Below are 26,415 nucleotides of genomic sequence, written 5' to 3'. Positions count from 1 at the left end.
GTGCGCTCGCCTGGGAAGGACGGGGATAATGGCGGGCAAACGGTTTCATGTGATCGCGGTGCTGATGGCGAGTGTCGCGTGCGGTTTCGTACCTCAATGCGCTACAGCAAGCGACCGGCAGGTCTATCAGTTCGATCTCCCGGCCCAGGATCTCGGCGATGCGTTGCGCGCCGTGGCAGCCAAAGCTGGCTGGGAACTCTATGCGTCCGCCGACGATCTGAATGGCGTTCCGGCGCCGCGGTTGCACGGCACGTTCACTGCGCGCGAAGCGGTCGAAAGACTTGTACGGGGCACCAATCTTTCGGTTCGTTTCGACAAGGGGGCAGTGATTGTCCGGGGGCGATCGGAGGTAGCCGCTGGTAACGGCGCGTCCGGCAAGGACATCGTGGTCACGGGCAGCCGAATTCAGGGCGCGCCGCCTGCCGCTCCTGTGGCAGTCGTAACATCAGAAGACATGCGAAATGCGGGTCAAGCCGATCTTGGAGAGATGGCTCGCAGCCTTCCGCAGAATTTCGGTGGCGGTCAAAACCCCGGGTTGAATTTCTCTGGAGGCGGTGCCGCAGGAAACCTGAACGTCAATGGTGCTTCGACGTTCAACCTACGTGGTATCGGCCAGAACGCCACACTCACGCTATTGAACGGAAACCGCTACAGCAACAGCGGCATCTCCGCGGCATTGGACTTAAGCAGCATCCCCGTAGCGGCGGTCGATCGTGTCGAGGTGGTCGCTGACGGGGCATCCGCCATTTACGGCGCGGATGCTGTCGGCGGCGTCGTGAACGTCATCCTGAAGCGCGACTATTCTGGCGGCTATGTCAGCGGTCGGCTGGGCACTTCCACTGACGGGGGCGATTTCGAGCAACAGTTCTCGGGGGTCGTGGGCCGCCACTGGTCGAGCGGAGGCGTACTCGCCACTTATGATCTCTTCCGCAATACGGCGATCCTCGCCGGGCATCGCTCTTATGAACGGCCGTCCAATCCCGACTCCACAACCTACCCCGATCTGATCCGGCAAAGCTTTCTTCTCAGCGGCCATCAAGCTGTGGCAAGCTTCATGCGCTTGTCGGCCGACCTCCTGTTCAAGGCTGGGGAGATGAACAGCGCGAACGGTACGCTTGTCGACAAGCCCATCGCGTTCCAGGGCGTGCTCACGAAACGGACCTTCGAAACATTTGGGATTGCGCCGTCGGTTGATGTCGATCTGCCTGGTGGATGGTCGGCGAAGCTTACCGGCATCTACAGCACCGATAACACCGGCGGGTTGAGTCGCTTCTACTCGGCCGGCGCGTTTAGCCGCGCGACGCCGGCGCGATACGACAATGCCGCGAAGTCTCTTGAACTGAGCGCTCAAGGTCCGCTGTTCCAGTTGCCTGCGGGCGACGTTCGCCTAGCCGTTGGCGCTGGTATCCGAACTAATTCTTTTATTGGTGTTCTGCCCACACTGACGATCGATCGCGATCGCACGAACAGATACATTTATGGAGAATTGTTCGCTCCTCTTGTTGAGCCGGCTCAGAACATTCCGCTGATCCGACGCGCGTCGATTTCAGGCGCGGTCCGATTCGAGGATTATTCAGACTCGATCGGCATCGCGACGCCGAAGGTCGGGCTAATCTATCAGCCGGTCGAGCCGCTCACATTAAAGGCGTCGTGGGGGCGCTCGTTTAAAGTTCCCACACTTTATCAGCAATATTCAGGATACTCAGCGGTTCTGCTACCGGCGAGCGGTTACGGAAGCGCCTTTCCCACCAACTCGACGCTGATTTATATCGTCGGTGCGAATGACCGACTCAAGCCTGAGCGATCGGAAAACTACACGTTCAGCGCGGAACTGAAGCCGATCAAAGACTTAAGTATCGCGGTGAGCTATTTCCATATTAACTATACGGATCGGGTTTCTGCTCCGCTGACATCGTATGTTGGCGCGTTGACCAACCCGCTGTACGCGCAGCTCGTCACGATCAATCCGTCGCTTGCGCAGATGAACGCCGCGATCGCCGGCGCTACCCAGGTTCCTGGGCTGCAGAACGGGACTGCCAGTCCGTATGATCCCGCTCGCGTGGTGGCGATCCTTGATGGTCGAGACCGCAACATCTCGCAGCAAGAATTTCGCGGCATCGACCTCGCGCTGCGCTACGCGCGCCAGCTCGGCATCGGGGGCACGCTGATCATTTCCGCGGCGGGAACCTGGATCGAAAGCGCGCAGGTGCTGTTGCCGGGACAGCCCTCGACACCTCTTGCCGGACGAATCTTCAATCCGCCGCACTTCAAGGCGCGGGGCGGGGTTACTTTCAGCAAGGCGCGCTTTTCACTGTCGGCATACGCTAATTTCACCGGCGACGTGCTCGATGCCCGACAAACCACACCTGTCGACGTCGAGGGAATGACGACATTCGATCTCACCGCAAGGTTGAGAATTGCGCCGCGAACGGAATTGAGTTTGAACGCGCTCAATCTGCTGAATGCCAAGCCCGAAACCATTTACACGAGTTCGGCGTCCGATACGCCTTTCGACAACACGAATTACTCCGCGATCGGCCGTTTCCTCAGCATCACAGTGAGCCAGTCGTGGTGATCGGCAGAATCTCGATTGCAGCCGCCGCTCTGGCTTATGGGTCCGCGGCGGTTGGCAGTTCTACGTCTGTGCCGCCGGTGAAGCATTGGTCGATTGATGACATCGCCACGACGCCCGTCGTCACCGACATTCTGTTGACCAATGGGCGGCAATCGATCGCTTATGTCGTCCGTGCAGCTGATGTGGCGCAGAACGCAATGGTTTCCACGCTCTGGATAGCCGATATCAATGGTCGCAAACGCCGATTGCTGCGAAGCTCCAGCATCGAGCAGCTTCGAAAAATTCCGGGTTCTTCTGACTGGAGCGTTCTGGCCGATTTAGGCGCGGGCATTCAGCTCTATCGCGTGACGACCAAAGGGCGTGCGACGCCGATTGCCGCACACGATCCGGCCGTTGGTTTCGGCAACAGCGATCATTCCGTTCACTCGATAATTTACGATGCGCCCAAGAAGATCGGAATTTCCTCTTACGGCTGGTCGCCCGATGGGAGGTGGCTCTGGTATGCCGTCTTAAAGGAGATGCCCGACAAGCGTGAGGTGCGCTTCGATGAAGCTATTACGCCCGAGTTCAATGTGCGGCGTCCCCCCATCGATGCGGAGGTGGAATACCACCTTCGAGATCAGGAGGGACAGGACCGTATAATCGCGAGACGGCCCGTCAGCGACAGGATCGCGCTCTATTTCGGCGGAAATATCAGCTGGGGGCCATCTGCGCTCCGATACGAAATGGAAAATGTCGCTAAAGATGGACAAAGCCGATTTGTGTCGGCGTCAGTCGATCTCGCTTCAGGCGTAACCAAGGATCTACCGGATCCGCCATCCTCACCGTTCTTGCCACCGCCGGTCGGACCAAGGGGCGGCAGGTTAATAACAGTGGGCTTCGGGCAATCCCGCCAACTGTTCGAAGAATTGGAAAGCGGCAGGCGGATCGCTTACGGTCGGGCCGGCTTTCTGTTAGACGACCTGCGCGCCGCCGGGAGCTGGCGATCGGTGGATGGCCGAATGTCTTTAATCGGTGTCCGCACGATCAACCGCCCGCGGTACGCGCTGCTGCGCGTCGACGAGCATAGCGCCCGGTTGATTGACGATCCCAACAGCTTCACCAAATGCGACTTTGCGGCGGATTTATCGGTGGGCGCCTGCGTTCGAGAAGGCTTGGCAAAGGCGCCGGAGCTTGTCCTTGTCCGCCCGAAGGAGCGCAGGATCACCGTGATTGCGCCGGTTTCGGAGCGGCATAGCGCGATCACGCCGTTACGGATCACGGCGAAAGAGTGGACGAACAAGCTCGGATATTTCGCCAGCGGCTTCGTCGTCTGGCCCCGAGACTATGTTGCAGGACGTCGCTATCCTGCGATCGTGATCACGCACGGCAGTGACGCCGACGAGCGTTTTGCCCGGCAGGATATTCAGTGGAACTACCCCGCTCAGATATTCGCAGAGGAAGGGTACGTCGTTCTGCTGATCAACGACCCGGCCCCGAGCCAGAGCTCTCTTTTGAGCAAAGCTTACGAGCAGTGGAGTACCGGAACAGGAAACCTGGTCCCGGACGAAATGCAGAAGCTGATCTGGTTCAACAGTATCTATTCCTATGAGGTAGCTATTCAGAATCTGGTCGCCGTGGGCATAGTTGATCCCAAGAGGGTCGGAATAGCCGGGTTCAGTCGAGGCGCCCAGCTGGCTGACGTCGCGATCACGCGTTCCTGTGTCTTTAGCGCAGCGTCGAGCGGGGATGGCAGCTATCTTGAGCCCTACGCCTATTCATGGATGCAGCAGTCATACAACGCGATATTCGGAGGTTCGCCGTTCGGGCCAGCTCTGAGCAAATACAAGGAGATTTCTCTTTCGCTTCGCGCGAACGATGCGTCGGGTCCGGTTCTGCGCCAGCTCGCTACGCCGCTTGCAGGAGCGATCGATATTTATAGGGCACTTCGAGCGGCCGATGTACCCTCCCAAGTATCCTTTTACCCTGGCGAATCGCCAATCTCGGATGAAACACATCTATTTCATGTGCCTACAAATCGTATTGAGGCGATGGGCGAAAATTTGGCTTGGTTCGATTTCTGGTTAAGAGGTCGCCGATCTGCCGAGATGCCTTTTCCCGCGCGCTACGCAACGTGGGACGCGATGGCGCGTTCATGGCCAGGGCAGGCGCTGAAACCAAATCATTGTTCTTCCCCGACCCGAAGCCAATAACGTGCCCAGCCTTCGGCGGCTCCAAAGGCCAACAGTCGTCGCGCGCTGGTTTTCCCTTTCCAGCTGGGATCGAATGGACGGTCGAGGAAGTCGGTATCGATCAGGCCTTCGCTGGCAAGAACTCCTCCACGCAGGAAGTCCGTCAGTTCGCGCCAGCGAATGCGACACAGCATGTGCATGAAGCCGTCCGGACCACCCTTTGATGCTCGGTCGATGATCGGCTGGGGCAGCAAGTTCTTGACTGCTTGGCGGGCCACGGCTCGATCCCGCCCGCCAGAAATCCAGTCCCAGGTTGGAATGCTGAGACAGGTTTCCACGATCGGCTGGGAAAGTAACGGGGCGATCTGGGGCGGCCCATCGCCATGCCGGTAAAAGGTGATATTCTTTTGTGAACGCATAATGCTTGCGACGTGAGCTATTTTTCCCGGCAACGCGGTTTGTGTCACGTTCATCCAGGGATGCCGTTTGAACGGGGGGCCGAGCGCATCGATCATGTCCTTCCGTAAGCCGGTGAAGTCGCATTTCGGTTGTGAGGCGGTCGCGCGCACGCGGTGCCGCCTTGTCGCCTGACGAACGATTTCCATGAACGAGGCATCTGTCAGCCTCGCAATATCGCGAAGCGTTTCATATAATCCGTACCCTAAACCTTCGGCCATCCAGCGGTCGGTCAACGGGGACGCGGTGCGTGAGCTGTTGAATACGCCATCGCCGCCGTTTCCGACGAAAAGCGCGTCGATCGATCGATCCGCCGCCAGCGCTCGATGCGCCACTTGAATGCTTTGCGCAAAATATGCTGCGGACGGCCGGGGTTGGTGCGGCATTGTAGGCCGGTCGATCGACACTTGCGCGACCTCGTAAGGAATTTGCTTAAGCGGTGCGGCGAGTTGGGCGACTAGCAAATTTGCGTATCGCGTTTCGTCCCCGTCTGGATCTGGTCCAACCATCGAGAAAAATTGGATACCTATATCGGTCGGCGCACTACACGCTGCCACAATTGACGAATCGAGGCCTCCCGACACACCAATTGCGATTTGTTCGAAGCATCTGGCCCAAACTCCGATCGTGTCACTCAATATATCGAGCAGTTGCTCCGTCGGGTCACCGGCTGAATTCGCCTGACCCACAAATTTCCAAGGTGACCAAAGTGTTTTGATTTCGATTTGTCGAGCCGACAACAATAGGACTTCACCGCCGATAAGTTCCGAAATGCTGGACAAGCATGTTTCGCGGCCCTGCCAATCCGGCGAGGCAATATATCGCGCGAGTTCATGAAAATTTACGTTGCTGACAGGCCTGCTTAACCTGATTAGCGGCATCGCCTCGTTTGAGACTACAAGAGCAGCATCGGTTTGGGAAAAGAAGCAAGGAACAGTCCCGGACGGGTCACGTAAAACCCGAACCTCACCTCGTTCATCCTGAAACACGGCGACGTAGCCGCCCCAATACGCTTCAAAGAGGTACTCGCCGGCGGTTTCACAAATACGGCGGCTTTCGTCTTCAGAGAATTGATCGACGCGCCTGCTCGGGAGGGTGCGTGTGAAGAGATGGCCAAATACCCACCCTCGATGCCCTACCTGAATTGGCGCGGCGTCCGACCAAATCGATAGGTTCTGGCTGACATGCACCGGCGCCAATCGAGGGGCATGTTGGAGTTTTTTGAGGCTCCCACGATTACCCGCGATGACAAGATAGCCAACGGTCATACAGCCAAGATCGGAACATAGGTTCGAACACGATCGATCGTATCCGACAACACGATTTCCCCGGCCTGTACCCAGCAATGCGCGATAAATGGCAAGGCAACGCCTATAACCAGATGAGTTCGGCCGCCCCGCTGCGCGAGCATTCGGCACATTGCTACGCCGCGGACGAGACATTGGTCTTGATGGGAGACAAACCGCTTGCTCCAGTTAAACGCGTGAACAAGATCGCGACATTGATCCGCTTCCGCAAAGCGCACCTCCGACATTTCCAGGTTAAGCCTCTCAAGCGCGTCGCAAAGCGTCAGCCGAGCAAGTTGGCGTTTAGCGGATGTCTGGTTCCAGACGGCCTTCATCGTTAATCCGAGTGAAGGTCGTATTGTCGTGTCTTGGTGAAGCTGATCAGCTGGAGAGCAGATCGACGGCGCAAAAAGCCGTTGCTGCCCTTGATCTGGTTCTAGAATGCCTCGTTCGTGTAATGATTCGACATCCGCTGTCGTCGCCTGTTGAGCGGTGAACCTATCAATCTGCTCGCCAATCATTCCTTGGAACAGGAGGTAACGGCCAGATGCGAGATCAAGCCCAATCCAAGAATCGAGCACCTTCGCCAGATATAGGCTGGTTCGAATGACCAACGGCATGTGCATTTGCAACCCAATGGGCGGCGCGCGGCCAGATCGGCCGTGCGCCGCCTCAGGTCAGTTCTCGTCGTCGAGGCCGGCATAGGGGAAATAACCCCCTTGCTCGGCATCATAGATGCCGAGGGGCGCGGTGCCCCGCGTCTCGGAGGTGACGGCGCCAAGATCGAGGATCTCGTCGCGAGGTTCGGTGCGTTCCATGTTCAGGCTCCTTTTTAATGCGACTCCACGGTCGCAATCCGAAGCCTGCCGGATGCGTCGATCGCTATCTATTTTATAATCCGATTATAATTTGGCATCAGAGAGCTAGATCATCGGCAACGCCGCGTGCGGACGAATCCCCGGTCGCTTGACATGAAATGCTCTAACATGGGGGCGACTAGTCGTTCGGGTGGTAGTTGACTCGGCAATCCGGTTTCCGCTGCGTGAGCCTGAGCATAAGCGAGAAGATCGCGATGGACAGCTGCTGGCAGCTCAATCGTGAGCTTCACCGGCTTTTCATCCTCGATTGGACCGAGCTTCAACTTCGCCATTACCCCACTCCTGAAATCGGTTCGAGGATCAGGTCACGGGTCACCAGCACACGCAGCGGAAAGCCCGGCCGGATCGAGATCGTCGGCGCGACATTGATCTGATGCTGGACGAGTTGCCGCCCGGTCTGGTTAATCGTGTCCTGGGAGCCGTATCGCAGCGCACGAAACAGCTCATCATCGTTGTTGGTGGTGAACTCTGTCCCGACGCCGAGCAAGGTCGATACCAGCGCCGCCTTCAGCATGCTGCCCCAATGATAGTTCGTGCCATCCTGAAGCCCGGCAAATCCGCGCCCATCCGCACCGGGCTGGCGGTCGAGCAGGATTGATCGGCCATCTGGCATGATCAAGCGGTCCCAGGCGAGGAGCACACGGTTCTGGCCAGCGGAGACCTGGCTGTCATATTCGCCGATCAGGCGTGCTCCTTGTGGAATGAGCAGGATGTGACCAGTGGGGCTGTCATAGACGTTCTGCGTTACCTGGGCGGTGATTTGGCCGGGAAGGTCGGATCGGATGCCGCTGATCAGCGCCGCGGGGATGACGCTTCCGGCCTGTACGATGTTCGGCGAGATCGGCGAGGTTAGCCGCTCCATGCTGACGGTCGTTCGATTTCCGCCGTTCTGAAGAAACGCCCGCTTCGATGTTTGATCCGTCGCGGCCGGTGTCGAACCCTGGTCGGTCGATTGTCCAGCCATTGTAGTGGCGGGCGCCGCACCGGGGGGCGCGGAATTCGTGCCGACCGCAGCCGAAGCCGCGGCGCTGCCGAGAAACAGCTTACTGGTGCGGGCAGTATCACGTTCCTGCGCGGCGCGCTGGCGTGCCTGCGCCGCCGCCATGACTGCTGGGTCCGCGGGAGGCTGTGCCCCGATCGGCGGGGTCGGCACATTCTGCCCATTTGCCTGCGCGCTGAGGATCGGGCGGCCGAGATCACCGGGAAGCGCCGGGCCGAGCTTCGGCACCTTCGAATAATCGCTCGGCGCCGAGGTAACGACATCCGCCTTGTTCTTGGCGTCGGTGTCATACAGGTTCGTCGCGGCTACGTGGCTTTGCGGCTGCAAAGCATAGATCAGCGATCCACCAATACCCGTTCCAGCGGCGATCCCCATGATCGCGAGTGTCTTCCTGGACAAGCGCATCACACGCGGCGGATCGGCCCGGATGCGGAAAGCCTCTGCGGCGTTGGTGGCCGGTCCAGCGGAAACTGCTGGTTCGATCTCGGCGGACGCGGTGTCTTCCTGCTGCGGTTCGTTGCTCACGATCCCCTCCGCCGCCGAACGTCCTCGCGCCGGATTGTCACATGCCGCTGGGTCTTCTTTGTCCCGAGCCGCAGCTCGGCCGCATCGAACAACCGGTCGATCACCATGTAGCGGCCTTGGACCCGGTAATTGACTAGCTCGGCGGCGCCATCGGCGCCGAGTACGAACACCGGCGGCATCTCGCCGGTCGTGATGTCCTCGGGAAACTCGACATAAGTCTGCCGGCCATCGTCGAACACGCGCACCGGTCGCCAGGGCACGCGATCGCCGTCGATCCGATAGTGGAAATTGAGCGCGGCGACCTCGATGCCGGCGCTGACCGGCGCGGCGCGCTCGGCAGCGACCGCGGCTTGCCGAAGCGCAATGAGCTGGTCCTGCGGATAGGTCCACGAGACGGCGGCCATATAGGTGGCCGGGGTTGCGCGCAGCTCGAGGTGATAGGTGCGGCGATCCGTATTGATCACGACGTTCGTGGAAAGATCGGGTCGGGTCGGCTTCACGAGAATGTGGACCCGCCGGGATGGCCCTTGGCCGCTGATCGTGTCGCCGATGATCCATCGCACCGTATCGCCAGCGGCAACCGGACCCGGTCCGACCAGCTCCTCCCCCTCTTGCAAGGCGATGTCCGTTACCTGGCCGGGGGCGAGATAGATCTGATAGAGCGCCCCGTCGGCATAGGGAAATTGCTGGATGGCATTGAGCCACGACGCGCGATCGGGTTCGACCCGTGCCGCGGTATTGGCAGCGCCGATCCGCCTGCGCGGATCTCGCGGCTCCGGCTTCGGCTGAATGGCTCCTACCGGTTTGAGTTGCCCGGGGAGGGGAAGCGGCGTGGGCACCGCAACCACTTCGACCCTCGACGGCCTGATTACTCCGCCCCTCGGCGACGGGGACGATTGAGCTTCCGCTGCCTGGGACTGCGCCGACGCAGGCGTGGCGAGGGCTGCGATACCCACGACCAGTAAGGCGGTGGAGAGCGCGCACGCATGAACGCGCGGGATATGCGTCATTGGCTGAGTTCCTTTGACCAGTTGAGAGCGTCGACGAAAATGCCGAGTGGATTCTTGCGCAGGGCATCCGCCGAGCGCGGCGTCCGGTGGACCACCGAGAGGATCGCGGACCATCGCCACGTCTCGATGAGCGATCCGTCCTGATAGCGACGCTCGATCCAGGCCACGCGGAAGCTGCTCGGCGACGCCCTGATCACGCTGGATACATCGACGGCGACCTGGATTTTGCCGACCTGGGCGAACGGGTCATTGTTACGCGCATAGTCATTGAGGGCCTGCGCGCCCTTTTCCGTCGCGAAATCGTAGGCGCGCAGCCAGTCTTGCCGCAGCACGATCGGATCGGCCGGAATGGAGCGCACGTTCTCGATAAATCGCGCGAGGTGCCAGGCGATCTGGGGATCGCTCGGCTGGTAGCTCGCTTCGGCCGGCGCTATGGCACGCGCCTCGCCGAGCTTGTCCACCTCGACCACCCAGGGCGTGATATGGCCCCGCGCTGACTGCCAGACCAGGCCGCCAGCGAGGCCGCCGGACAGGGCGAGGCATCCGAAGAAGGCGAGCCGCCAGTTCTTCGCCTGCACGCGGGCGGAGCCGATACGATCGTCCCATAGTTGCGCAGCGCGCTGGTAGGGCGTCACCGCCTCGGGCGTCGTGCCATATCGGACAGATGGCCGTTGAAACATTGATCAATCCTTTTCGGAAATATCGGGACCGGCGCCGCCACCGTGGCTGTCGCCGCTCTTGAGGGTTTGGCTTGTAATGCCGGCGCCGTGAGTAATGGCCTGGCGACGCTTCATCGCCTTGGCCCATGCCGGCTGGCCGCCATTCTCTGGCCCGCCAGCGGGAGACGGAGAGCCGGCGCGGCCAGCGGCAAAATTCTGTTTGGCCGCGTCGACGGCTCGTCGCAGCGGCGACATCGCGCCTTGCACCGCGGCCTTGCCGACTGACGACAGGCCGCCGGCGACCGCGGACGCGCCGCTGCGGCCCGCCGCCCCGGCGCCATAGGCGGCCGAGGCGCCACCTGCCACGCGGGCGCTGCCGGACGCGGCCGCCGAGAGCGCCCCGGCCGCAGCGCCTCCGGCAAGGCCGGCGATCGCTGCGCCTCCGGCCAGCGTCGCGCCCGCTGCGAGCGCCGTGCCGGCCGCCGTGCCGGCACCGAGCTGGGGCCCACCGGATACGATGCCGTTGGCAATGCTCGGCCCGAAGATCGAAAGGCCGACAAATACCAGCGCGGCGAGGATCAGCGCCAAGACCTGCTCGGCGGTCGGCTCGATGCCGGGCGCGAGCGTCAGGAACTGGCTGAATAAGGTTGTACCGATGCTCGTGATGACACCCAGCACCAGCAGCTTGATGCCGCTGGAGACGATATGTCCGAGCACCCGCTCGGCCATGAACGCCGTCCGATTGTAGAAGGCGAACGGGAGGAGGACGAAGCCGACGAGCATCGTCAGTTTGAACTCGATCAGCGTGAGGAAGATTTGTGCGGCCATGCAGAAGAAGGCGAGGATGACGAGCACCCAGCCGATCAGCAGCACGACGACCAGAGTGGCGTTGGCGAAGAACGCCCACAGGCTCGAAAACTGGCCCGCCGCCTCGAGGAGCGGCCGCGCCGCCTCGATTCCGGTGGCCGCGACGCTGCTCGGCCGCATGAAGGCGTCGATTGTGAGGGTGCCGCCGCCAGCCTTGAGCCCGAGGCCCGCAAAGCTCTTGAACAGGATCGTCGCCAACGTCGCGAAGTTGCCGATGATGAAGGCGAATATCCCGATATAGAGCGTTTTCTTGATGAGCCGCTGCAGCACGTCCTCGTCTGCGCCCCATGCCCAGAACAGCCCGGCGATCGTCACGTCGATGACGATCAGCGTCGTGGACAGGAAGGCGACTTCGCCGCCAAGCAAGCCGAAGCCGCTGTCGATGTAGCTGGAGAATACCCCCAGGAAACTGTCGACGATCCCGGTGTCATTCATCGCGCGGCTCTTTCTGAACCCGGCTGACCGAAGAAGCGGTGCCGGTTCTCAGCCCATGCCGCTTCGCAACCGGCGTCGGGCATGGTGAGGGTGGAGCAACGATCCAGCTCTTGGGCGAGCCGGGTCGGGAGCGGATTCCCGCCCATCGCGACCGGTAGCGTCGGCGTAGGCGCCGGCGCCCGGGTGGCGGCGACAATCGCCACCGCCACCATCGTACCCGCGAGCGCGGCGACGCCGGCGATCTTCGCGTTGCGTGAGGATGCCTGGGACATGGCGCCGGCCTAATTGCCCATGAAGCGGCGGAAGCGGGCGCGACCTTCCGCTTCCTCGGCCGCTTGGCGCGCCGCCTCCAGCGCCTGCGCGCGGCCCTGCGCGGCGACCATCGCGCTCATGTCGGCGAGCTGCTGCGATTGCAGCGCGAGGAGTTGGTTGCCGGCCTGCGTCGCCTGGAGCGCGCCGGTCGCCGACTGACTGGCGGTGACGAGGCTGTTCATCGAGGTGCGGGCGCCGTCAATATTGCCGACCACACCGGCCTGCACCTTGAGCGCGTCCTCGAACGCGCCGACGCTGTCCTCCCAGCGCGCATTGGCATTCGCGACCATCTCCGCGCTGCTGCCGTTCAGCGCCGCGCCCTTGTAGCGGCCGGTGAAGGCCTGCTGGATGTTCTGGACATCATAGCTGATTCGCTGCGCCTCGCCGAGCAGTTGCTGGGTGCGCTGCACATGCTGCTGGAGCTGCTGAAGCGAGCTGAACGGCAGCGACTCCAGATTGCGCGCCTGATTGATCAGGCTCGTCGCCTGCTGTTGGATTTGCTGGATCTGGTTGTTGATCTGCTGCAGCGACCGCGCGGCGGTGAGGACGTTTTGGGCATAATTGCTCGGATCATAGACGATCCCGCCGAACTGTGCCCAAGCGGGCGCGGGGGCGAGCACGGGCGCGATCGTCGACGTGAGCAAGACGCTCGCGGTCACCGCACGGCGAAATGGAAATCGGGTCATTCAGGCTCTCCTTGCGCTAGTGAAGGCTGGGTTCCGGACGAAGCAGCTCGACCGCCCATTCGCAGTCGCGATGGCGCAGCCATTCGGCGGCGAAGCTGTCCGGCCCATGGGTGTCGACAATGTCGGCGATCGCAGCCTGGTCGGTGCGGGAGGAGGCTGCGGCAAAGGCCAGCGCCACCTCACCCAATCCCAATTCGAACAGGCGATTTCCGCGCCGGGACTGGCAATAATAATCGCGCTTGGGCGTTGCCCGGCTGAGGATCTCGATCTGCCGTGTGTTGAGGCCGAAGCGCGCATAGATCGCCTGGATCTGCGGCTCTATCGCTCGCTCGTTGGGGAGGAAGATCCGCGTCAGGCAACTTTCGATGATCGCCGGCGCAATCGCGCTGTTGTCAATATCGGCGAGGCTCTGAGTCGCGAAAATCACGCTCGCGTTCTTTTTCCGCAATGTCTTGAGCCACTCCCGGATCTGCGCGGCGAAGATCGGGTTGACGAGCGCGAGCCAGCCCTCGTCGATGATGATAAGCGTGGGAGAGCCGTCGAGCCGCGCTTCGATCCGATGGAAGAGGTAGGACAGGACGGCGGCAGCGGCTGCTGTGCCGACCAGGCCCTCGGTTTCGAACGCCTGCACGTCGGCCTCGCCGAGCCGCTCGGCCTCGGCATCGAGCAGATGACCCCATGGACCGCCGATGCAGTAGGGCGCCAGCGCCTGCTTGAGCATCTGATCCTGAAGGAGCACCGACAGGCCTGTCAGCGTCCGCTCCTGCGCGGGGGCCGATGCGAGCGATGTGAGAGCGGACCAGAGATGGTCCTTGACCTGCGGGTCGATCAGGATGCCTTCGCCCACGAGGATGGCGCTCAGCCATTCGGTCGCCCAGGCGCGCTCGCCATGATCATCGATTCGGGCAAGCGGCTGCAACGCGACAGAGGCCGAGCTGGTGCCGGACGATGCGACGTCTTCACCCGTGGCATGCTGCGGGCACTCGCTGCCGTGCAGGGCGCTCCCGAGATCCTGCCAGTCGCCGCCCATCGCGATCGTCGCCGCGCGAATCGACCCGCCGAAATCGAACGCGAAGACTCGCGCGCCGGCGTACCGCCGGAACTGCATCGCCATCATCGCGAGGAGGACCGATTTGCCGGCGCCGGTCGGGCCAACGATCAACGTATGGCCGACGTCACCGACATGCAGGGAAAAGCGGAACGGGGTCGAGCCTTCGGTCTTGCCGTACAGCAAGGGGGCATCACCGAGATGCTCGTCCCGTTCCGCCCCCGCCCACACCGCTGACAGGGGGATCAGGTGGGCGAGATTGAGCGTGGAAACCGGCGGCTGCCGGACATTGGCATAGACATGACCGGGCAAGCTCCCGAGCCAGGCCTCGATCGCGTTCATCCCCTCGATCGTGCAGGTGAAGTCGCGGCCCTGGATGACCTTCTCGACCAGCCGCAGCTTCTCGGCCGCTAACGCCGGGTCGGTATCCCAGACCGTGATCGTCGCGGTGACATAGGCGATACCGGACTGGTCGGCGCCGAGTTCCTGCAAGGCGGCGTCGGCATCGGCCGCCTTGTTGGAGGCGTCGGAATCGAGCAGCACCGACGCTTCGTTGGTCATCACCTCCTTGAGAATGGCGGCGACCGACTTGCGCTTGGCGAACCATTGCCGGCGGATTCTGGTGAGCAGCTTGGTCGCATCGGTCTTGTCGAGCATGATCGCGCGGGTCGACCAGCGATAGCCGAACGGCTGACGGTTGAGTTCGTCGAGCACCCCCGGGAACGTGACGCCGGGAAGCCCGGTAATCGTGAGGGTACGAAGATGGTGCTGGCCGAGCATCGGCTCGAGGCCGCCCGAAAGGCCCTCGTCGGCGAGCAGCGCATCGAGATAGATCGGAGTCTCGGGCACGCGAACCTTCTGTCGCCGCGTCGACACGCACGAATGAAGATAGGTCAGCGTCTGCCCGTCATCGAGCCAGCGCGCCTCGGGCATGAAGCCCTCGACAAGATGGAGCAGCCGGTCGGTGCGATCGGCGAATCCGCGCAGCAATTCCTTCGGGTCGACGCCGGTCGACGACTTGCCCTCATAGAGCCAGCCTTCGGCGCGCGCGGCCTCCTCGGCAGGCGGCATCCAGAGCAGGGTGAGGTAGTAAACACTCTCGAAATGCACGCCTTCCTCGCGGAACTGCGCGCGGCGCTCCATATCCACCAGCTTCGAGACGGGGTCGGGAAAAGTGCTGGCCGGATAATCGTTGGCGGGAACGCGCTGTGCCTCGACGAACACGGCCCAGCCTGAACCGAGGCGCCGGAGCGCGTTATTGAGCCGCGCCGTGACCGCGACCAGTTCGGCCGGGGTGGCGCTGTCGAGGTCCGGACCGCGAAACGCGGCGGTGCGCTGGAAGCTGCCATCCTTGTTGAGGACGATTCCCGGCGCAGCCAGCGCGACCCAGGGGAGGAAGTCGGCAAGGCAGGCGGCCTTGGCCCGATATTCGGCAAGCGACATCATGGCCGCATCCAGGTCGGATAGCGGAGGTGACGGCGGGCGACGTCGACGAACTGCGGATCGCGCCGCGCGGCCCAGACCGACAAGGCATGGCCGATCGCCCAGATCACGATGCCGGCGATCCACAAGCGCAGGCCGAGGCCGATCGCGCCGGCGAGCGTCCCGTTGACGATCGCCAGCGCGCGCGGCGCGCCCCCCAGCAGGATCGGCTCGCTGAGGGCACGATGGACCGGCGCGAAATAGCCGGGAACGGCCTCGTCACCGGTCATCAGACCAGCGCCCCGCCACCGAACGAGAAAAAGCTGAGAAAGAAGCTCGACGCGGCGAAAGCGATCGACAGACCGAACACGATCTGGATCAGACGGCGGAAGCCGCCCGACGTATCGCCGAATGCGAGGCTGAGGCCGGTCACGATGATGATGATCACCGCGACGATCTTGGCGACAGGGCCTTCGATCGACTCCAGGATGCTTTGAAGGGGCGCTTCCCACGGCATCGACGATCCGGAAGCGTGCGCGGGGCTGGCCATGACCGCCGTGGTGAGGAGCAGCAGCGCGCCGCTCGCTTTGGTCCGGGCATGGCAGAGCGAATCGAGCATGATGCCGGCATGGAGCCGGGCTTTGATGTCCTTCATGTCAGATCTCCGGTTGGGGAAAAGGAGTGAGGCGGTAGTCGCCGGTGGCGAGGTCGAGCCCCTCGACGCGGGCCAGCTCGGCAAGCCGGCGTCCGGCGCCGACGCGGACCAGCACCGCGATCAGGTCGATCGTTTCGGCGAGCAGCGCGCGGGGCACGGTCACGACCGCTTCCTGGATGAGCTGCTCCATGCGCCGCAGCGCGCCGATCGCGGTCCCGGCATGGATCGTGCCGACGCCGCCCGGATGGCCGGTGCCCCACGCCTTCAGCAGGTCGAGCGCCTCGGCGCCGCGCACCTCACCGATCGGAATACGGTCGGGGCGAAGCCGCAGCGAGGATCTTACGAGGTCAGAGAGCGATGCGACGCCATCCTTGGTCCGCATGGCGACGAGGTTCGGCGCGGCGCATTGCAGCTCGCGGGTATCCTCGATCAGGACGACGCGATCGTTGGTCCGCGCGATTTCGGCGAGGAGCGCGTTGGTCAGCGTCGTCTTGCCGGTCCCGGTCCCGCCAGCGACGAGGATGTTCCGCCGCTCGGCGACCGCGTCGCGCAGGATCGTCGCATGCGACCGCGACATGATCGCTGCATCGACATAGTCCTCGAGCGAGAAGACAGCGACAGCGGGCTTGCGGATCGCGAACGTGGGAGCCGTCACGACCGGCGGAATCAGGCCTTCGAACCGCTCGCCGGTTTCGGGCAGCTCCGCGGACACGCGTGGGCTCCGCGCATGAACCTCGGCGCCAACATGGTGCGCGACCAGCCGGACGATGCGTTCGCCATCGGCCGGTGACATGGACCTTCCGGTATCGCTGATTCCCTCGCCCAGCCGATCGACCCACAGGCGGCCATCGGGATTAAGCATCACTTCGATAACAGCCGGGTCGGCGAGCCATTCGGCGATCGACGCGCCCATCGCCGTTCGCAGCATTCGCGCACCGCGCGCGCTGGCTTCGGATCGAATGGGTTGTGCGAGCATCTTGGTCCCCGAGTTCGGTGCCGGCAAGCGGCGGCCGGCGTTGCGGGGACGATTAAGAGACGCAGGAATCGGCGGATTTCAACAGTGCATTGGCGCGGTCAAAGGCTGGCGAAGAAAGACAGAAAATAGCGTAGATCACGCTTACCCGGTGATGCCCCTCGATCGGCGAAGGCCGACCGAATCAGCACGAATCGTGGGCGAGGGAGGCGAGCACCAATCGCGCGGGTCCGCATTGCGAACGGGGGCAAGGCACGCTATTTAACCGGCATGGCAACGACCGCTCACCGCGCAATCAAATCCGGCAGCGCCAAGTCGCGCCGCTCAACGTCGAGCGGGCGGTTTCTCTCGGTTGCATCGTTGAAGCCGGTGACCAAGCGAGCGAAGATTACCAGTGCGCAGGCCGACAAGGCCGTGAAAGACTATCTCGACTCGCACGCACGGTAACATCGCGTGGCATCGTCTGCGCGCGACGTCTTTATCAATTGTCCGTTCGACGACGCCTTCGCGGCAAGTTTCCAGGCGCTGGTGTTCGCGGTCCTTTCCTGCGGCTTCCGCGCCCGCTGCGCTCGCGAAATGGACGACGCCGCAGAGACGCGGATCGACAAGCTGTACCGGATCATCGCCGAGAGCCGCTACAGCATCCATGATCTCTCCCGCACTGAACTAGACCCGGCCAATCAATTGCCGCGTTTCAATATGCCGCTCGAACTCGGCATCTTCCTCGGCGCCAAGCGGTTCGGCGATGATGATCAAGCGCAGAAGCGCTGTATGATCCTGGATACCGCCCAATATCGCTTTCAGATGTTCATCTCGGACCTCGCCGGCATGGACATCAAGGCGCATGGCGGCGATCCCCGCAGGACGGTTCAGCACGTCCGGGACTTTCTCCTCGCCGTCTCGCGTCGAAAGACGATCCCGCCGACCGTCGAATTACTCGACAGCTACGACCGCTTCGTCGTCGCCTTGCCGGATCTGTCGGCAACCGCCGGACTCGATCCGGCCGACCTGCGCTTCCCTGATTTCGAGCGTCTCACCCAGGCCTGGGTGCGCGCCGAACATCGTTAGTCGAACGCGCGACACCAGAGCATCGACGCTGTGGATTCACACCGTCGGACGGTCGCGCGTCGACCCTGGTTATCGAGCGCCGACCCAGCTCATCGTTCGCCGGCGCCCGGTACGTCTTCGGTGATTTCAGCCTTGAGCCGCGGGCCGGACTCCATGCGGCGGCTGAGCGATTCAACGAAACGCTGCCAGCGTTCCTTCCCCATTGCCTGCGCCGCTTTCATCGCCGTGTCCGGCAAGGGCGCCGTGCTGGTTAGCCAGAAGCGGATGAACAAGGCGAGCGTCTCGTTCGAAAGGTCGAGATTCCACGCTGCGCGATCGAGCTGACGCGAAAGGTGGTCGAGGCGCCGGGCGAGCGCGGCCTCGAGCCGCTCGGCGCCGTCGGGCGACAGGAATGATTCCAGTGCCGCCTCGACCACCGCCGTCTGCGAGGCACGCCGCGCGCGGGCATGGTCGGCGAGCCGGCGAGTGAGATCGGCGGGCAGCCGGATCGTGTATTTGATGCGCGGGCTCCTCATAACTCGATGCCATCATCCGGATCGAGCGACGCGCGCCGGGCATTGCCGGACATCGCCCGGTCGGCCGCGCGGCGAAGCTGGTTCGCGTCCTCGTCGGGGTGCGGCGCATCGAAGTCGAATTCGCCTTCGGGCGCCTTCGCGGGCGGTGCGATATCCTCATGGCGTTCGAGCGCCGGATCCTGCCGGATCCCGCCATTGGCGTTGTCGGTCGCGGTTTCCGTGGTGGCTTCGTTGGTATCGCCGTGATCGGCAGCTTGCGCTGCATCTGCCTGCTGCGGCGGTGCCGCTTCAGGCGCTGGCGGGGGTGGCGCCAACACCGGGTCGAGCGTGGTCCAATCATCGCTGGGTAGATGTGCCGTGGGGGTTGCCGGGGCTTTGGGCGGCGGGAGGATGCGCGCCCGGAACTGCGGATCGACATAATAGCGCGCCTTGGTGCCACGGATTGGCGCGAGGCCCGACACCATGACAATCTCGTCGTTCGGCGGGAGCTGCATCACCTCGCCCGGGGTGAGCAATGGACGTGACGTCTCGGTCCGCGACACCATGAGATGACCGAGCCATGGACTGAGCCGATTTCCGGCATAGTTCTTCATCGCGCGTAGCTCGGTCGCGGTCCCGAGCGCGTCGGAGAGCCGCTTGGCGGTGCGTTCGTCGTTGGTCGCGAAGCTCACCCTGACGTGGCAATTGTCGAGGATCGAGTTGTTCTGCCCATAGGCTTTGTCGACCTGGTTTAGGCTCTGCGCGATCAGCATCGCCTTGAGGCCATAGCCAGCCATGTAGGCGAGAGCCGCCTCGAAGAAGTCGAGCCGTCCGAGCGCGGCGAATTCGTCGAGCACCATCAGCACGCGATGCCGATTGCCTTTGGGATTGAGTTCCTCGGTCAATCGACGACCGATCTGGTTGAGGATCAGGCGGATGAGCGGCTTGGTCCGGCTGATGTCGGAGGGCGGGACGACGAGATAGAGCGACACGGCCTGTGGCCCATTGACGAGATCGGCGATCCGCCAGTCGCAGCGCCGGGTGACCGCGGCAACGACGGGATCACGATAGAGGCCGAGGAACGACATGGCGGTGGAGAGCACTCCCGACCGTTCGTTGTCCGACTTGTTGAGCAATTCGCGGGCGGCCGAAGCGACGACCGGATGGACCTTGCCGTCGCCGAGATGCGGCGTCGTCATCATCGCGCGCAAGGTCGTCTCGATCGGCCGGCGCGGGTCGGACAGGAAGGAAGCGACCCCGGCTAACGTCTTGTCGGCTTCGGCATAGAGGACGTGGAGGATCGAGCCGACCAGCAAGGCGTGGCTGGTCTTCTCCCAGTGGTTGCGCTTCTCGAGGCTGCCTTCGGGATCGACCAGCACGTCGGCGACATTCTGCGCGTCGCGCACTTCCCACTCGCCCTTGCGGATTTCGAGCAGTGGATTGTACGCCGCCGATGTCGGGTTGGTCGGGTCGAACAGCAGCACGCGGCCATGACGCGAGCGGAAGCCAGCGGTGAGCTGCCAGTTCTCGCCCTTGATATCGTGGACGATGCAGCTTTCCGGCCAGGTGAGCAGCGTCGGCACGACGAGGCCGACGCCTTTGCCCGATCGGGTCGGGGCGAAGCACAAGATATGCTCAGGTCCGTCATGCCGCAGATAATGCGGTTCGAGCCGTCCGAGGATCACGCCGCGATCGCCGAGCATCCCGGCCTTGCGCACTTCCCGTTCGCTCGCCCAGCGCGCCGAGCCATAGGTTTCGGCCTTCTTCGCCTCGCGGGCCCGCCACACCGACATTGCGATCGCGATGACGATGGCGAGGATCCCGCCGGAGGCCGCAATGAATGCCCCGGTGACGAAGATCTCCGGAGCGTAGGCATCATAGCCGAACCACCACCAGAAGAAGGCGGGCGGCGGATAGATCGGCCAGTTGCCCAGCATGAACCACGGTGCGCCGAGCTCGGACTGATAGGCGAGCGCATGGGCGGTCCATTGCGTCGCGCCCCAGATCGCGCCGAGCACGATCGTGAACACGGTGATGACCTGACCCCACAAAATCTTGGTGGCGTTCATCGCAATTGCTCCAGGTTGGAAATGAATGGCATCACACGCCGAGTCCGCGACCGCGGCCGAGCGTCCAGTCGACGCTGCCGCTGTGGCCCATCGTGCCCGTGATGTGCTGGCCGAGATGCTGATCGAGCGCGGGTCGCCACGGCACGAGCTGGAACCCCAGACCATTGTCGATCATCGCGAACCGGCCCGAGGAGAGCGTCACCCGTTCGCGGTAGATGCCGCTCACATAGTCGCCGGCTGCCGAGGGCTGATGAGCAAGCCCGGTGCGCGCGGCGATCGCGTCAGTCGTGGTGGCCAGCTCGCGTCCGCGCAGCGTGCCGATCAGATTCTGCGAGAACAGGAAGCCGCGTCCGCGCCGCTGCGCGAGCCCGTCGCTTTCAAGATATCGTGCGCGGGCGTCCATCGCGTCGCGGATCTCGATGCCGAAGCCATTGCCGGTCGCCACCGGCTCGCGCGCGATGAGCTGCCGGTCGAGCCAGGTGGCGCCGGGCGCGGCGACTTGCGCCTCGAGCGGGAGATCGGACCGGGTCGAGAGCGACTGCCGGTCACGGCCATTCCTATCCTGCCAGGAGCGAAGCTCGACGATCGCGCCGGGCGGGGCATCGCCGGTCATGTCGAGATCGCTGAAGGTGAGATGATGCAGTCGACCGTCGGCGCCGTCGATCACCGCATAAGCAGTGCCGTGAAGCTCGTCGTGCAGGCGGCGTTCGACCAGCCGGCCGATGACCGGATCTGTCGGTGCGCCATCGTGGAGCGCGAAGGTCGCGGGGTCGGGCGCCCGGCCCTGGCCGGACATGGCGCGGTGCATCGTCTTGATGATGTCGGTACGGATCGAGAGATCGCGCAGCACCCGTTCGGCGTCCGGGCGGATGTTCCACAATGCCGGCCCCAATTTCTCCGCGAGGCCAAGCCGCTCGAGCGTCGCGGTGCGGCCGAGCAGGAGGCGGCGCATCTCGCGATCGTCCCCGCCCGCCGGCCGCAGGTCGATCGTGCCGGTGACGTCATCGATGTGCCGCTGGATCGTCCGGTCGAGGCTGGTCCAGCGCTCGGCATCGACCTCGCGTTCCAGTGCCGAGCGGATGTCGCGGGCGCTGCGCGGGCCGAGTTCGACGGTGACGCGATCCTCGGCGCGACCGCGCATCCCCTCGCGGATATAGTCGCGATCGATGACAAGATCGCTGCCGTCGTCAGCGACGCCGCGAACCAGAACGTGGATGTGCGGATTGTCGGTGTTCCAGTGATCGACCGCAACCCAGTCGAGTTCGGTGTCGAGATCGGCCGCCATGTCGCGCATCAGCTCGCGAGTGAAGGCGCGCAGGTCGGCTATGTCGCCGGCATCCTCGGGGCTGACGATGAATCGGAAATGGTGCCGGTCGTCGTCGCATCGTTCAGCGAAGGCAGTGCCGTCGGCATGCTCGGACCGCGCATCGAACAGATCGGCATCGCGCCCATCGCGCGTGACGCCATCGCGCTTCAGATAGGCGATGTGACGAGCAAGCGGGGCGGCGCGAAACCGCATCCCCTGGTGCCGGACGACGCGCGCCTTGATAACGACACGCCGGTTCGCGTTCCGCCCGGTCGTGCGGAGCCGCGCGATGCGGCCGCGCCCGCGATGGCCGGTGCCCCGGCCAGTGACCGGGCCTCGCCGCGTGTAGCCCGCCTTCGCCGCCGCCCGCCGGACCTGTGCTGCGAGGCTCTGGGCCTTGCGTGCGCCGCCGCTGCCTGAGTCCCTGCTCTTTCCGGGCCGAACTCGGAAATCATCGTCGTTCCGGCTCATAAGCGGCCCCGATCGCGGGGTGCCAGACGCAAAAATGGCGGAAATGCTGACGTTGCGCCAAAAGGTGCCAGACAGCCTAGCTGCGTGCCCGACAAAATTGCCTTATCTATACAACCACATAGACGCCAATGACTGGCGCCCCTTTTATCTCGCCGTGCTGCCTCCCTGACCTTCCTGTCCTGCCTATCGCCAAATTCTCCTCTGACCGCTTCCCAACGAAGTCGATGCGAAAGCCGCGATGTGCGACCGCCCGCCCGCCGACCGCAACGCAGAAGATCGCCAGCCCGCAGGCGATCACGACATTGGCCGGAACGGGGCGGAAGCGACACTTGATGCGTGCCGCCTCCGCTGATCGATTGGGTCGTCAGACCGATCCGAACGCCGTATCGAACCCCGCCTGGCCGCGCGCCAGCTTCGTCAGCGCGGCGTTGAGTTCGCGCCGGATTTGCCGGATTTCCTTCGCGCTGGTGCTCGCCGAAAGTTCCGCCCGCAATTCGCTGATATGTTCGTAGAACGTCATCGTCGCCTCCTGTTGAATGAAAAGGTGACGATGCCGCCCGGTGTGGAGCGGGTCGGGTCAAGGATTGCGAAGCGACCGCGCCAGCGGCGATGGGGGTCACGATTTTTTTCGGCGTGTCGACGCGGTTCCGGATGACGAACTGCCGCCTGATCGCCGAGAAAAATGGTGGGGCCCCGTCGTCCTTGAGGCGAGCCGCTCCACACCGGATGCTGGGGACGACTGAGCAGACATATACCTCTCCCCACGCGAAACGCCCCGACAACGGTCGATCCGGCTGCACGCTTTTGGGGAAATGATGGCTCGCCGAGATCACGATCACGAGCCGGAAAGCGGGACGAACAGGCCGTCGCGACGGACGGGCGAGGCGATGGGTGATGGCGAGGCAGACGTGGCGATATCGCGCGATGATGGCGCGTTCATGGATACGGAATTGGCGTCGGCACTGCGCTGTGGGAACAGTCCGGCTGCGCGCCATGAGGGTGCGACGGCGATCGACATCGCAGCGATCGGATTGCCGCCCAACGTGCCGATCATTGGCGTGATCCGCGCTACGTAGGCGACGGTTTCGGTGGGCAATGCGCGCCCGCGTGTGCGCCACGCATCGACCCGGCCCGGTCCCGCATTGTACGCGGCGAGCGCAGTCGGCAGGTCCGCATAGCGGTCGATCAAATCGCGCAGATAGGCGGTGCCAGCGAGGATGTTGGCGCGCGGGTCGAAGGCATCGCGGCCGAGTGCATAGCGTGCCGTCAGAGCTCTCCATGTCGGCGGCATCACCTGCATCAACCCGATAGCACCGGCCGACGAGATTGCGCGCGGATCGCCGCCGCTTTCGACGCGGATGACCGCGCGTATCAATGCCGCCGGGATGCCGAACCGTGTCGTCGCTTCGTCAATCGCGTCGACAAAAGGATCGCGCGGGTTGGGGAGCATGTCCGTTTCGGCTTGCGGCAGCGTCTTGGCGGGAGAAGCACTGATCGCGCCCGCGCTCATGAGGAGCAGGAGCGCCATCGCGCGGGCGGTGCGAAACCGCCCGCGCGCGCATTCCCGGCCGGTGCTTGTCTGGCGAACCGGCATCGATCAGTCCTTCTCGGCGTAATCGCGCGGCCGCGACCAGCGTAGCGACCAGTCATTCCGGACGTGGTCGTGGAACAGGTTGGCGCGGATCGGTTCCGCCAACGCCGGGTCGTCGATCTGCAACGCGAGATACTCGCCCGCGCGCTCCCCCGTGTGTTTCCATGCCGCGCCGATCTCCGCGCCCGGCTCGGTCCGGTCGTCGTCGCTGGCATGAACGCGATAGTCCGGCGCGTTCTCGGCATCGGACGGCTGCGCCGGCAGGATGACGATGCGGCGGGACAAGGTGAGGGTTTCGATGCTGCCGGCGAAGGTGTCGCCGTCGCGTGTGAATCGACCGATTTCCGGCATGATTACATTCCTGTGCGGTGGTGCTGGGGATGCCATTGGCGGGCACCGCTCCCGCCGATGGAGAGCGTTCAGCGCGCCGGCGCGCGCCAAGCGAAGCGGCCGGTGTCATGCGGGTCGGTCCACACGGGGATGGCGCGACCGATGATGCGACCCGATGGGAGGACGCCGAAATATCGGCCATCGAAGCTGTCGCGGACGCGCGCGTTCATGGGCAAGAATTCGCCCGCGACGATCCGGTGGCAGCCGCGCCAGACCGGCAGCACGCGGCCGGCACGATCGCGCGCCAGCGCGTCACCGATCCTCTTGCCGTCGATCGTGACGGTGCGCCGCGAGCGGCAGACGATCTGCCCCGGCACGCCGGCGATATGCTTCAGCAGCGGCACGTCCCTTGGCAGGTAGCGGCGACGCGCGAGGAACGTCGCCAAGGGCTCGGGCGTATCGATTGCGACAAGATCGCCGGACTTGAAGGGGCCATCGACAGCGATCGCATAGAGCCCGATCGGCGCGCTGGCGCTGGCGTTCCACACCAACCGCGGGTGCGGCGACAACAGCGCCGTGGCTACGAACATCGAGGCGAATGCAGGGCCGGCCAGCGCCAGCACGGCGGCGGACGCGCGCGCGCTCATTGGTTCAGCGCCTTGCGCTTGAGCCATGCGGCGTGCCGTTCGGCGGTATAGGGCCGTGCCGCTTCCCCCGCCGAGATCCGGTTATGAAGGTGACGCCAATGATCGGGCGCGGCATCGCAAGGGTCGAGCCCCGCCGCTTCGATCGCATTGATCGCGGCCAGCGCGGCGCCGACCTTGGCCGATCCCTGCAATGAAAGCAGGAGTTCGCCGCCCGGTCGCACGAACGGCGCGGTGGTATAGGCCTCACCGAGACTCGTCGCGCGCAGGATATCGATGCGCGAATGGACCGTGCCGTAATCGTTCGATGACCAGCGCGTGAAGGCGAACACCGCGCCCGGAAGGAACGAGACGATCCGCGTGCGGGGCGTGATAATCCGCTTGCCGGCGATACGGCCGAAGCGAATCCGGTGTTCAAGACGCTGCACGATCCAGATCAGTTCGACGTCGGTCATCGCGCCGCGCACTGCGTGGGGATCAGCGACGCGCGCGCGCCGGTCGGGGCGTGAAACGGTCACGATGGTTCTCCGATGCGTGGTTGGCAGGATGGCGACGCGGCGCCGAACGGCAGCGTGGCAGCGATCCGCGCGTTGGCGAGCGCGGCCATCGCCGGGTCGATCTCGCAGCCGAGATAGCGCCGGCCGGTCGCGCGCGCGGCTTCGCCGGCGCTGCCGGAACCGGCGAACCAGTCGCCGATCAGCCCGTCCGGCGGACAACTGGTGCGGATCAGGATCTCGATCAGGCCGACCGGCTTCTCGGTCGGATGAATCGCGCGTCCATGGCAGTTTCGCGCGTAGATGACCGAGCGCATCAGACGCGGACCGCCATCTTCGCTGGCATAATAGCCGCGCTCGATCTGGCCGGTATGGGGTGGACGCGTTTTGCGGCGCACGACCCGCGCGGTGGCGTCGGGCGTGGTCTGGACGACGTTATAGATGCCCTCCCAGCGCGCATCCGAGCGATAGAATTGCACGACCAGCTCGTGGACGCGTTTGAAGCGATCGGCATGGAAGGCGCTGCCGTTCTGTTTCTCCCAGACGATCTCCTGCGCGTAGCGAAAGCCGGACGCGCGTAGGTCAGCCGCGATGGCGAGGAAACTTCGCAGCGATCCGAACAGCCAGAGCGAACCCGATGGTCGAAGCGCGGCCTGGGCGAGCGCGAGCCAGCCCTCGACACGCCGATCCCAGCCGAGCGAGGTATCGCCATAGGGCGGATCGGCAAGGATCATGTCGAACGGCGCGCGGCCGGGCATGATCGCGCGGCAATCGCCGACCAGCACCGTCATCGCGTCCTCCATGCGCGGCGATGGGGGCGGACGACCGGCGCGCGACGCTGGTCGCGATCCGTTAGAAGGAATCCGAAGGATTCTATTCTATTAGCATGGTTATAAGAGCACGGATTCGGCCAGCGATTTCCGCAGGTTATGGCACATGTCGGTTCCCGATAGGACGACCCGGCGGTTCCTGATCGGACGACTCCGGCGG

The 26,415-nt window shown here is 63.7% G+C and carries 26 protein-coding genes; 3 read left to right on the top strand and 23 right to left on the bottom strand.

The genetic code is table 11. The annotated features are described in order from the left end of the window. The first annotated feature begins 28 nt into the window (after positions 1-28). Complete coding sequence (locus DFR49_RS06535) at positions 29-2,575, top strand: TonB-dependent receptor plug domain-containing protein (RefSeq protein WP_245968267.1); 2,547 nt, start codon at positions 29-31, stop codon at positions 2,573-2,575. Next, positions 2,569-4,767 (top strand): prolyl oligopeptidase family serine peptidase, encoded by a 2,199-nt coding sequence (locus DFR49_RS06530; protein WP_119034838.1) that lies wholly within the window; start codon positions 2,569-2,571, stop codon positions 4,765-4,767. Before DFR49_RS06535 ends, DFR49_RS06530 begins: the two co-directional genes overlap by 7 nt. Here DFR49_RS06530 and DFR49_RS06525 read toward each other — a convergent pair. The 14 genes from DFR49_RS06525 to trbB form a co-directional block, all read right to left on the bottom strand. After that, a complete protein-coding gene (locus DFR49_RS06525; RefSeq protein ID WP_119034837.1) occupies positions 4,737-6,470 on the bottom strand; it encodes an asparagine synthase-related protein in 1,734 nt (577 codons plus the stop codon). The two genes, DFR49_RS06530 and DFR49_RS06525, sit on opposite strands and share 31 nt — an antisense overlap. After that, positions 6,467-7,114 (bottom strand): lasso peptide biosynthesis B2 protein, encoded by a 648-nt coding sequence (locus DFR49_RS06520; protein ID WP_119034836.1) that lies wholly within the window; start codon positions 7,112-7,114, stop codon positions 6,467-6,469. The genes DFR49_RS06525 and DFR49_RS06520 overlap by 4 nt, the downstream gene beginning before the upstream one ends. Positions 7,115-7,165: 51 nt before the next feature. Continuing rightward, positions 7,166-7,306: a hypothetical protein gene (locus tag DFR49_RS21910; RefSeq protein ID WP_170150945.1), complete on the bottom strand. Its 141-nt coding sequence runs from the start codon at positions 7,304-7,306 to the stop codon at positions 7,166-7,168. A 110-nt stretch (positions 7,307-7,416) separates the two neighbouring features. Continuing rightward, positions 7,417-7,638 carry a DUF2274 domain-containing protein gene (locus DFR49_RS06515; protein ID WP_119034835.1) on the bottom strand — a complete coding sequence of 74 codons (222 nt, stop codon included), beginning with the start codon at positions 7,636-7,638 and terminating at the stop codon, positions 7,417-7,419. After that, complete coding sequence (locus tag DFR49_RS06510) at positions 7,638-8,891, bottom strand: TraB/TrbI/VirB10 family type IV secretion system protein (RefSeq protein WP_425454918.1); 1,254 nt, start codon at positions 8,889-8,891, stop codon at positions 7,638-7,640. Before DFR49_RS06510 ends, DFR49_RS06515 begins: the two co-directional genes overlap by 1 nt. Beyond that, the gene (trbG, locus tag DFR49_RS06505; protein WP_119034834.1) at positions 8,888-9,901 is read right to left on the bottom strand and encodes a P-type conjugative transfer protein TrbG; all 1,014 of its coding nucleotides are present in this window, start codon (positions 9,899-9,901) and stop codon (positions 8,888-8,890) included. Before trbG ends, DFR49_RS06510 begins: the two co-directional genes overlap by 4 nt. Further along, the gene (gene trbF, locus DFR49_RS06500; RefSeq protein WP_119034833.1) at positions 9,898-10,581 is read right to left on the bottom strand and encodes a conjugal transfer protein TrbF; all 684 of its coding nucleotides are present in this window, start codon (positions 10,579-10,581) and stop codon (positions 9,898-9,900) included. Before trbF ends, trbG begins: the two co-directional genes overlap by 4 nt. A gap of 3 nt (positions 10,582-10,584) precedes the next feature. Next, positions 10,585-11,862: a P-type conjugative transfer protein TrbL gene (trbL, locus tag DFR49_RS06495; RefSeq protein ID WP_119034832.1), complete on the bottom strand. Its 1,278-nt coding sequence runs from the start codon at positions 11,860-11,862 to the stop codon at positions 10,585-10,587. Further along, positions 11,859-12,134 (bottom strand): putative entry exclusion protein TrbK-alt, encoded by a 276-nt coding sequence (gene trbK-alt, locus DFR49_RS06490; RefSeq protein ID WP_119034831.1) that lies wholly within the window; start codon positions 12,132-12,134, stop codon positions 11,859-11,861. The genes trbL and trbK-alt overlap by 4 nt, the downstream gene beginning before the upstream one ends. 9 nt (positions 12,135-12,143) lie before the next feature. Then, positions 12,144-12,860 carry a P-type conjugative transfer protein TrbJ gene (gene trbJ / locus DFR49_RS06485; protein ID WP_119034830.1) on the bottom strand — a complete coding sequence of 239 codons (717 nt, stop codon included), beginning with the start codon at positions 12,858-12,860 and terminating at the stop codon, positions 12,144-12,146. A gap of 16 nt (positions 12,861-12,876) precedes the next feature. Beyond that, positions 12,877-15,354 (bottom strand): conjugal transfer protein TrbE, encoded by a 2,478-nt coding sequence (gene trbE / locus DFR49_RS06480; protein ID WP_119034829.1) that lies wholly within the window; start codon positions 15,352-15,354, stop codon positions 12,877-12,879. After that, complete coding sequence (locus DFR49_RS06475; protein ID WP_119034828.1) at positions 15,351-15,620, bottom strand: VirB3 family type IV secretion system protein; 270 nt, start codon at positions 15,618-15,620, stop codon at positions 15,351-15,353. Before DFR49_RS06475 ends, trbE begins: the two co-directional genes overlap by 4 nt. After that, positions 15,620-15,985 (bottom strand): TrbC/VirB2 family type IV secretion system protein, encoded by a 366-nt coding sequence (locus DFR49_RS06470; RefSeq protein ID WP_425454917.1) that lies wholly within the window; start codon positions 15,983-15,985, stop codon positions 15,620-15,622. Before DFR49_RS06470 ends, DFR49_RS06475 begins: the two co-directional genes overlap by 1 nt. 1 nt (position 15,986) lies before the next feature. After that, positions 15,987-16,961 carry a P-type conjugative transfer ATPase TrbB gene (gene trbB, locus DFR49_RS06465; protein ID WP_119035309.1) on the bottom strand — a complete coding sequence of 325 codons (975 nt, stop codon included), beginning with the start codon at positions 16,959-16,961 and terminating at the stop codon, positions 15,987-15,989. 525 nt (positions 16,962-17,486) lie between these two features. Here trbB and DFR49_RS06460 point away from each other — a divergent pair. Further along, positions 17,487-18,026: a hypothetical protein gene (locus DFR49_RS06460; RefSeq protein ID WP_245968266.1), complete on the top strand. Its 540-nt coding sequence runs from the start codon at positions 17,487-17,489 to the stop codon at positions 18,024-18,026. An 89-nt stretch (positions 18,027-18,115) separates the two neighbouring features. Here the strand turns inward: DFR49_RS06460 and DFR49_RS06455 are convergent, their stop codons facing one another. The 9 genes from DFR49_RS06455 to DFR49_RS06420 all read right to left on the bottom strand — a co-directional run bounded on the left by DFR49_RS06455 (position 18,116) and on the right by DFR49_RS06420 (position 26,216). Continuing rightward, positions 18,116-18,541: a ribbon-helix-helix protein, CopG family gene (locus DFR49_RS06455; protein WP_119034826.1), complete on the bottom strand. Its 426-nt coding sequence runs from the start codon at positions 18,539-18,541 to the stop codon at positions 18,116-18,118. Next, on the bottom strand, positions 18,538-20,589 hold the full coding sequence (locus DFR49_RS06450; protein ID WP_119034825.1) for a conjugal transfer protein TraG: 2,052 nt from the start codon (positions 20,587-20,589) through the stop codon (positions 18,538-18,540). Before DFR49_RS06450 ends, DFR49_RS06455 begins: the two co-directional genes overlap by 4 nt. A gap of 31 nt (positions 20,590-20,620) precedes the next feature. Continuing rightward, a complete protein-coding gene (locus DFR49_RS06445) occupies positions 20,621-22,366 on the bottom strand; it encodes a relaxase/mobilization nuclease domain-containing protein (RefSeq protein ID WP_119034824.1) in 1,746 nt (581 codons plus the stop codon). 364 nt (positions 22,367-22,730) lie between these two features. Further along, the gene (locus tag DFR49_RS21905) at positions 22,731-22,886 is read right to left on the bottom strand and encodes a hypothetical protein (RefSeq protein WP_170150944.1); all 156 of its coding nucleotides are present in this window, start codon (positions 22,884-22,886) and stop codon (positions 22,731-22,733) included. 315 nt (positions 22,887-23,201) lie between these two features. Continuing rightward, positions 23,202-23,960, bottom strand: coding sequence for a lytic transglycosylase domain-containing protein (locus DFR49_RS06440; RefSeq protein WP_245968265.1), 759 nt, complete (start codon positions 23,958-23,960; stop codon positions 23,202-23,204). 3 nt (positions 23,961-23,963) lie between these two features. Next, positions 23,964-24,308, bottom strand: coding sequence for a DUF736 domain-containing protein (locus DFR49_RS06435; protein WP_119034823.1), 345 nt, complete (start codon positions 24,306-24,308; stop codon positions 23,964-23,966). A gap of 68 nt (positions 24,309-24,376) precedes the next feature. Continuing rightward, positions 24,377-24,934 carry a S26 family signal peptidase gene (locus DFR49_RS06430; protein ID WP_119034822.1) on the bottom strand — a complete coding sequence of 186 codons (558 nt, stop codon included), beginning with the start codon at positions 24,932-24,934 and terminating at the stop codon, positions 24,377-24,379. Continuing rightward, a complete protein-coding gene (locus DFR49_RS06425) occupies positions 24,931-25,386 on the bottom strand; it encodes a DUF2840 domain-containing protein (protein ID WP_119035307.1) in 456 nt (151 codons plus the stop codon). The genes DFR49_RS06430 and DFR49_RS06425 overlap by 4 nt, the downstream gene beginning before the upstream one ends. Positions 25,387-25,445: 59 nt before the next feature. Then, complete coding sequence (locus tag DFR49_RS06420; RefSeq protein WP_119035306.1) at positions 25,446-26,216, bottom strand: DNA-methyltransferase; 771 nt, start codon at positions 26,214-26,216, stop codon at positions 25,446-25,448. Between the last annotated feature and the right edge of the window lie 199 nt (positions 26,217-26,415).

The sequence above is a fragment of the Hephaestia caeni genome (genome assembly GCF_003550065.1).
GTDB classification, from domain to species: domain Bacteria; phylum Pseudomonadota; class Alphaproteobacteria; order Sphingomonadales; family Sphingomonadaceae; genus Sphingomonas; species Sphingomonas caeni_A.
The sequence above is the reverse complement of the archived record's forward strand: the minus strand, read 5'-3'. Positions and strand labels throughout refer to the sequence as shown.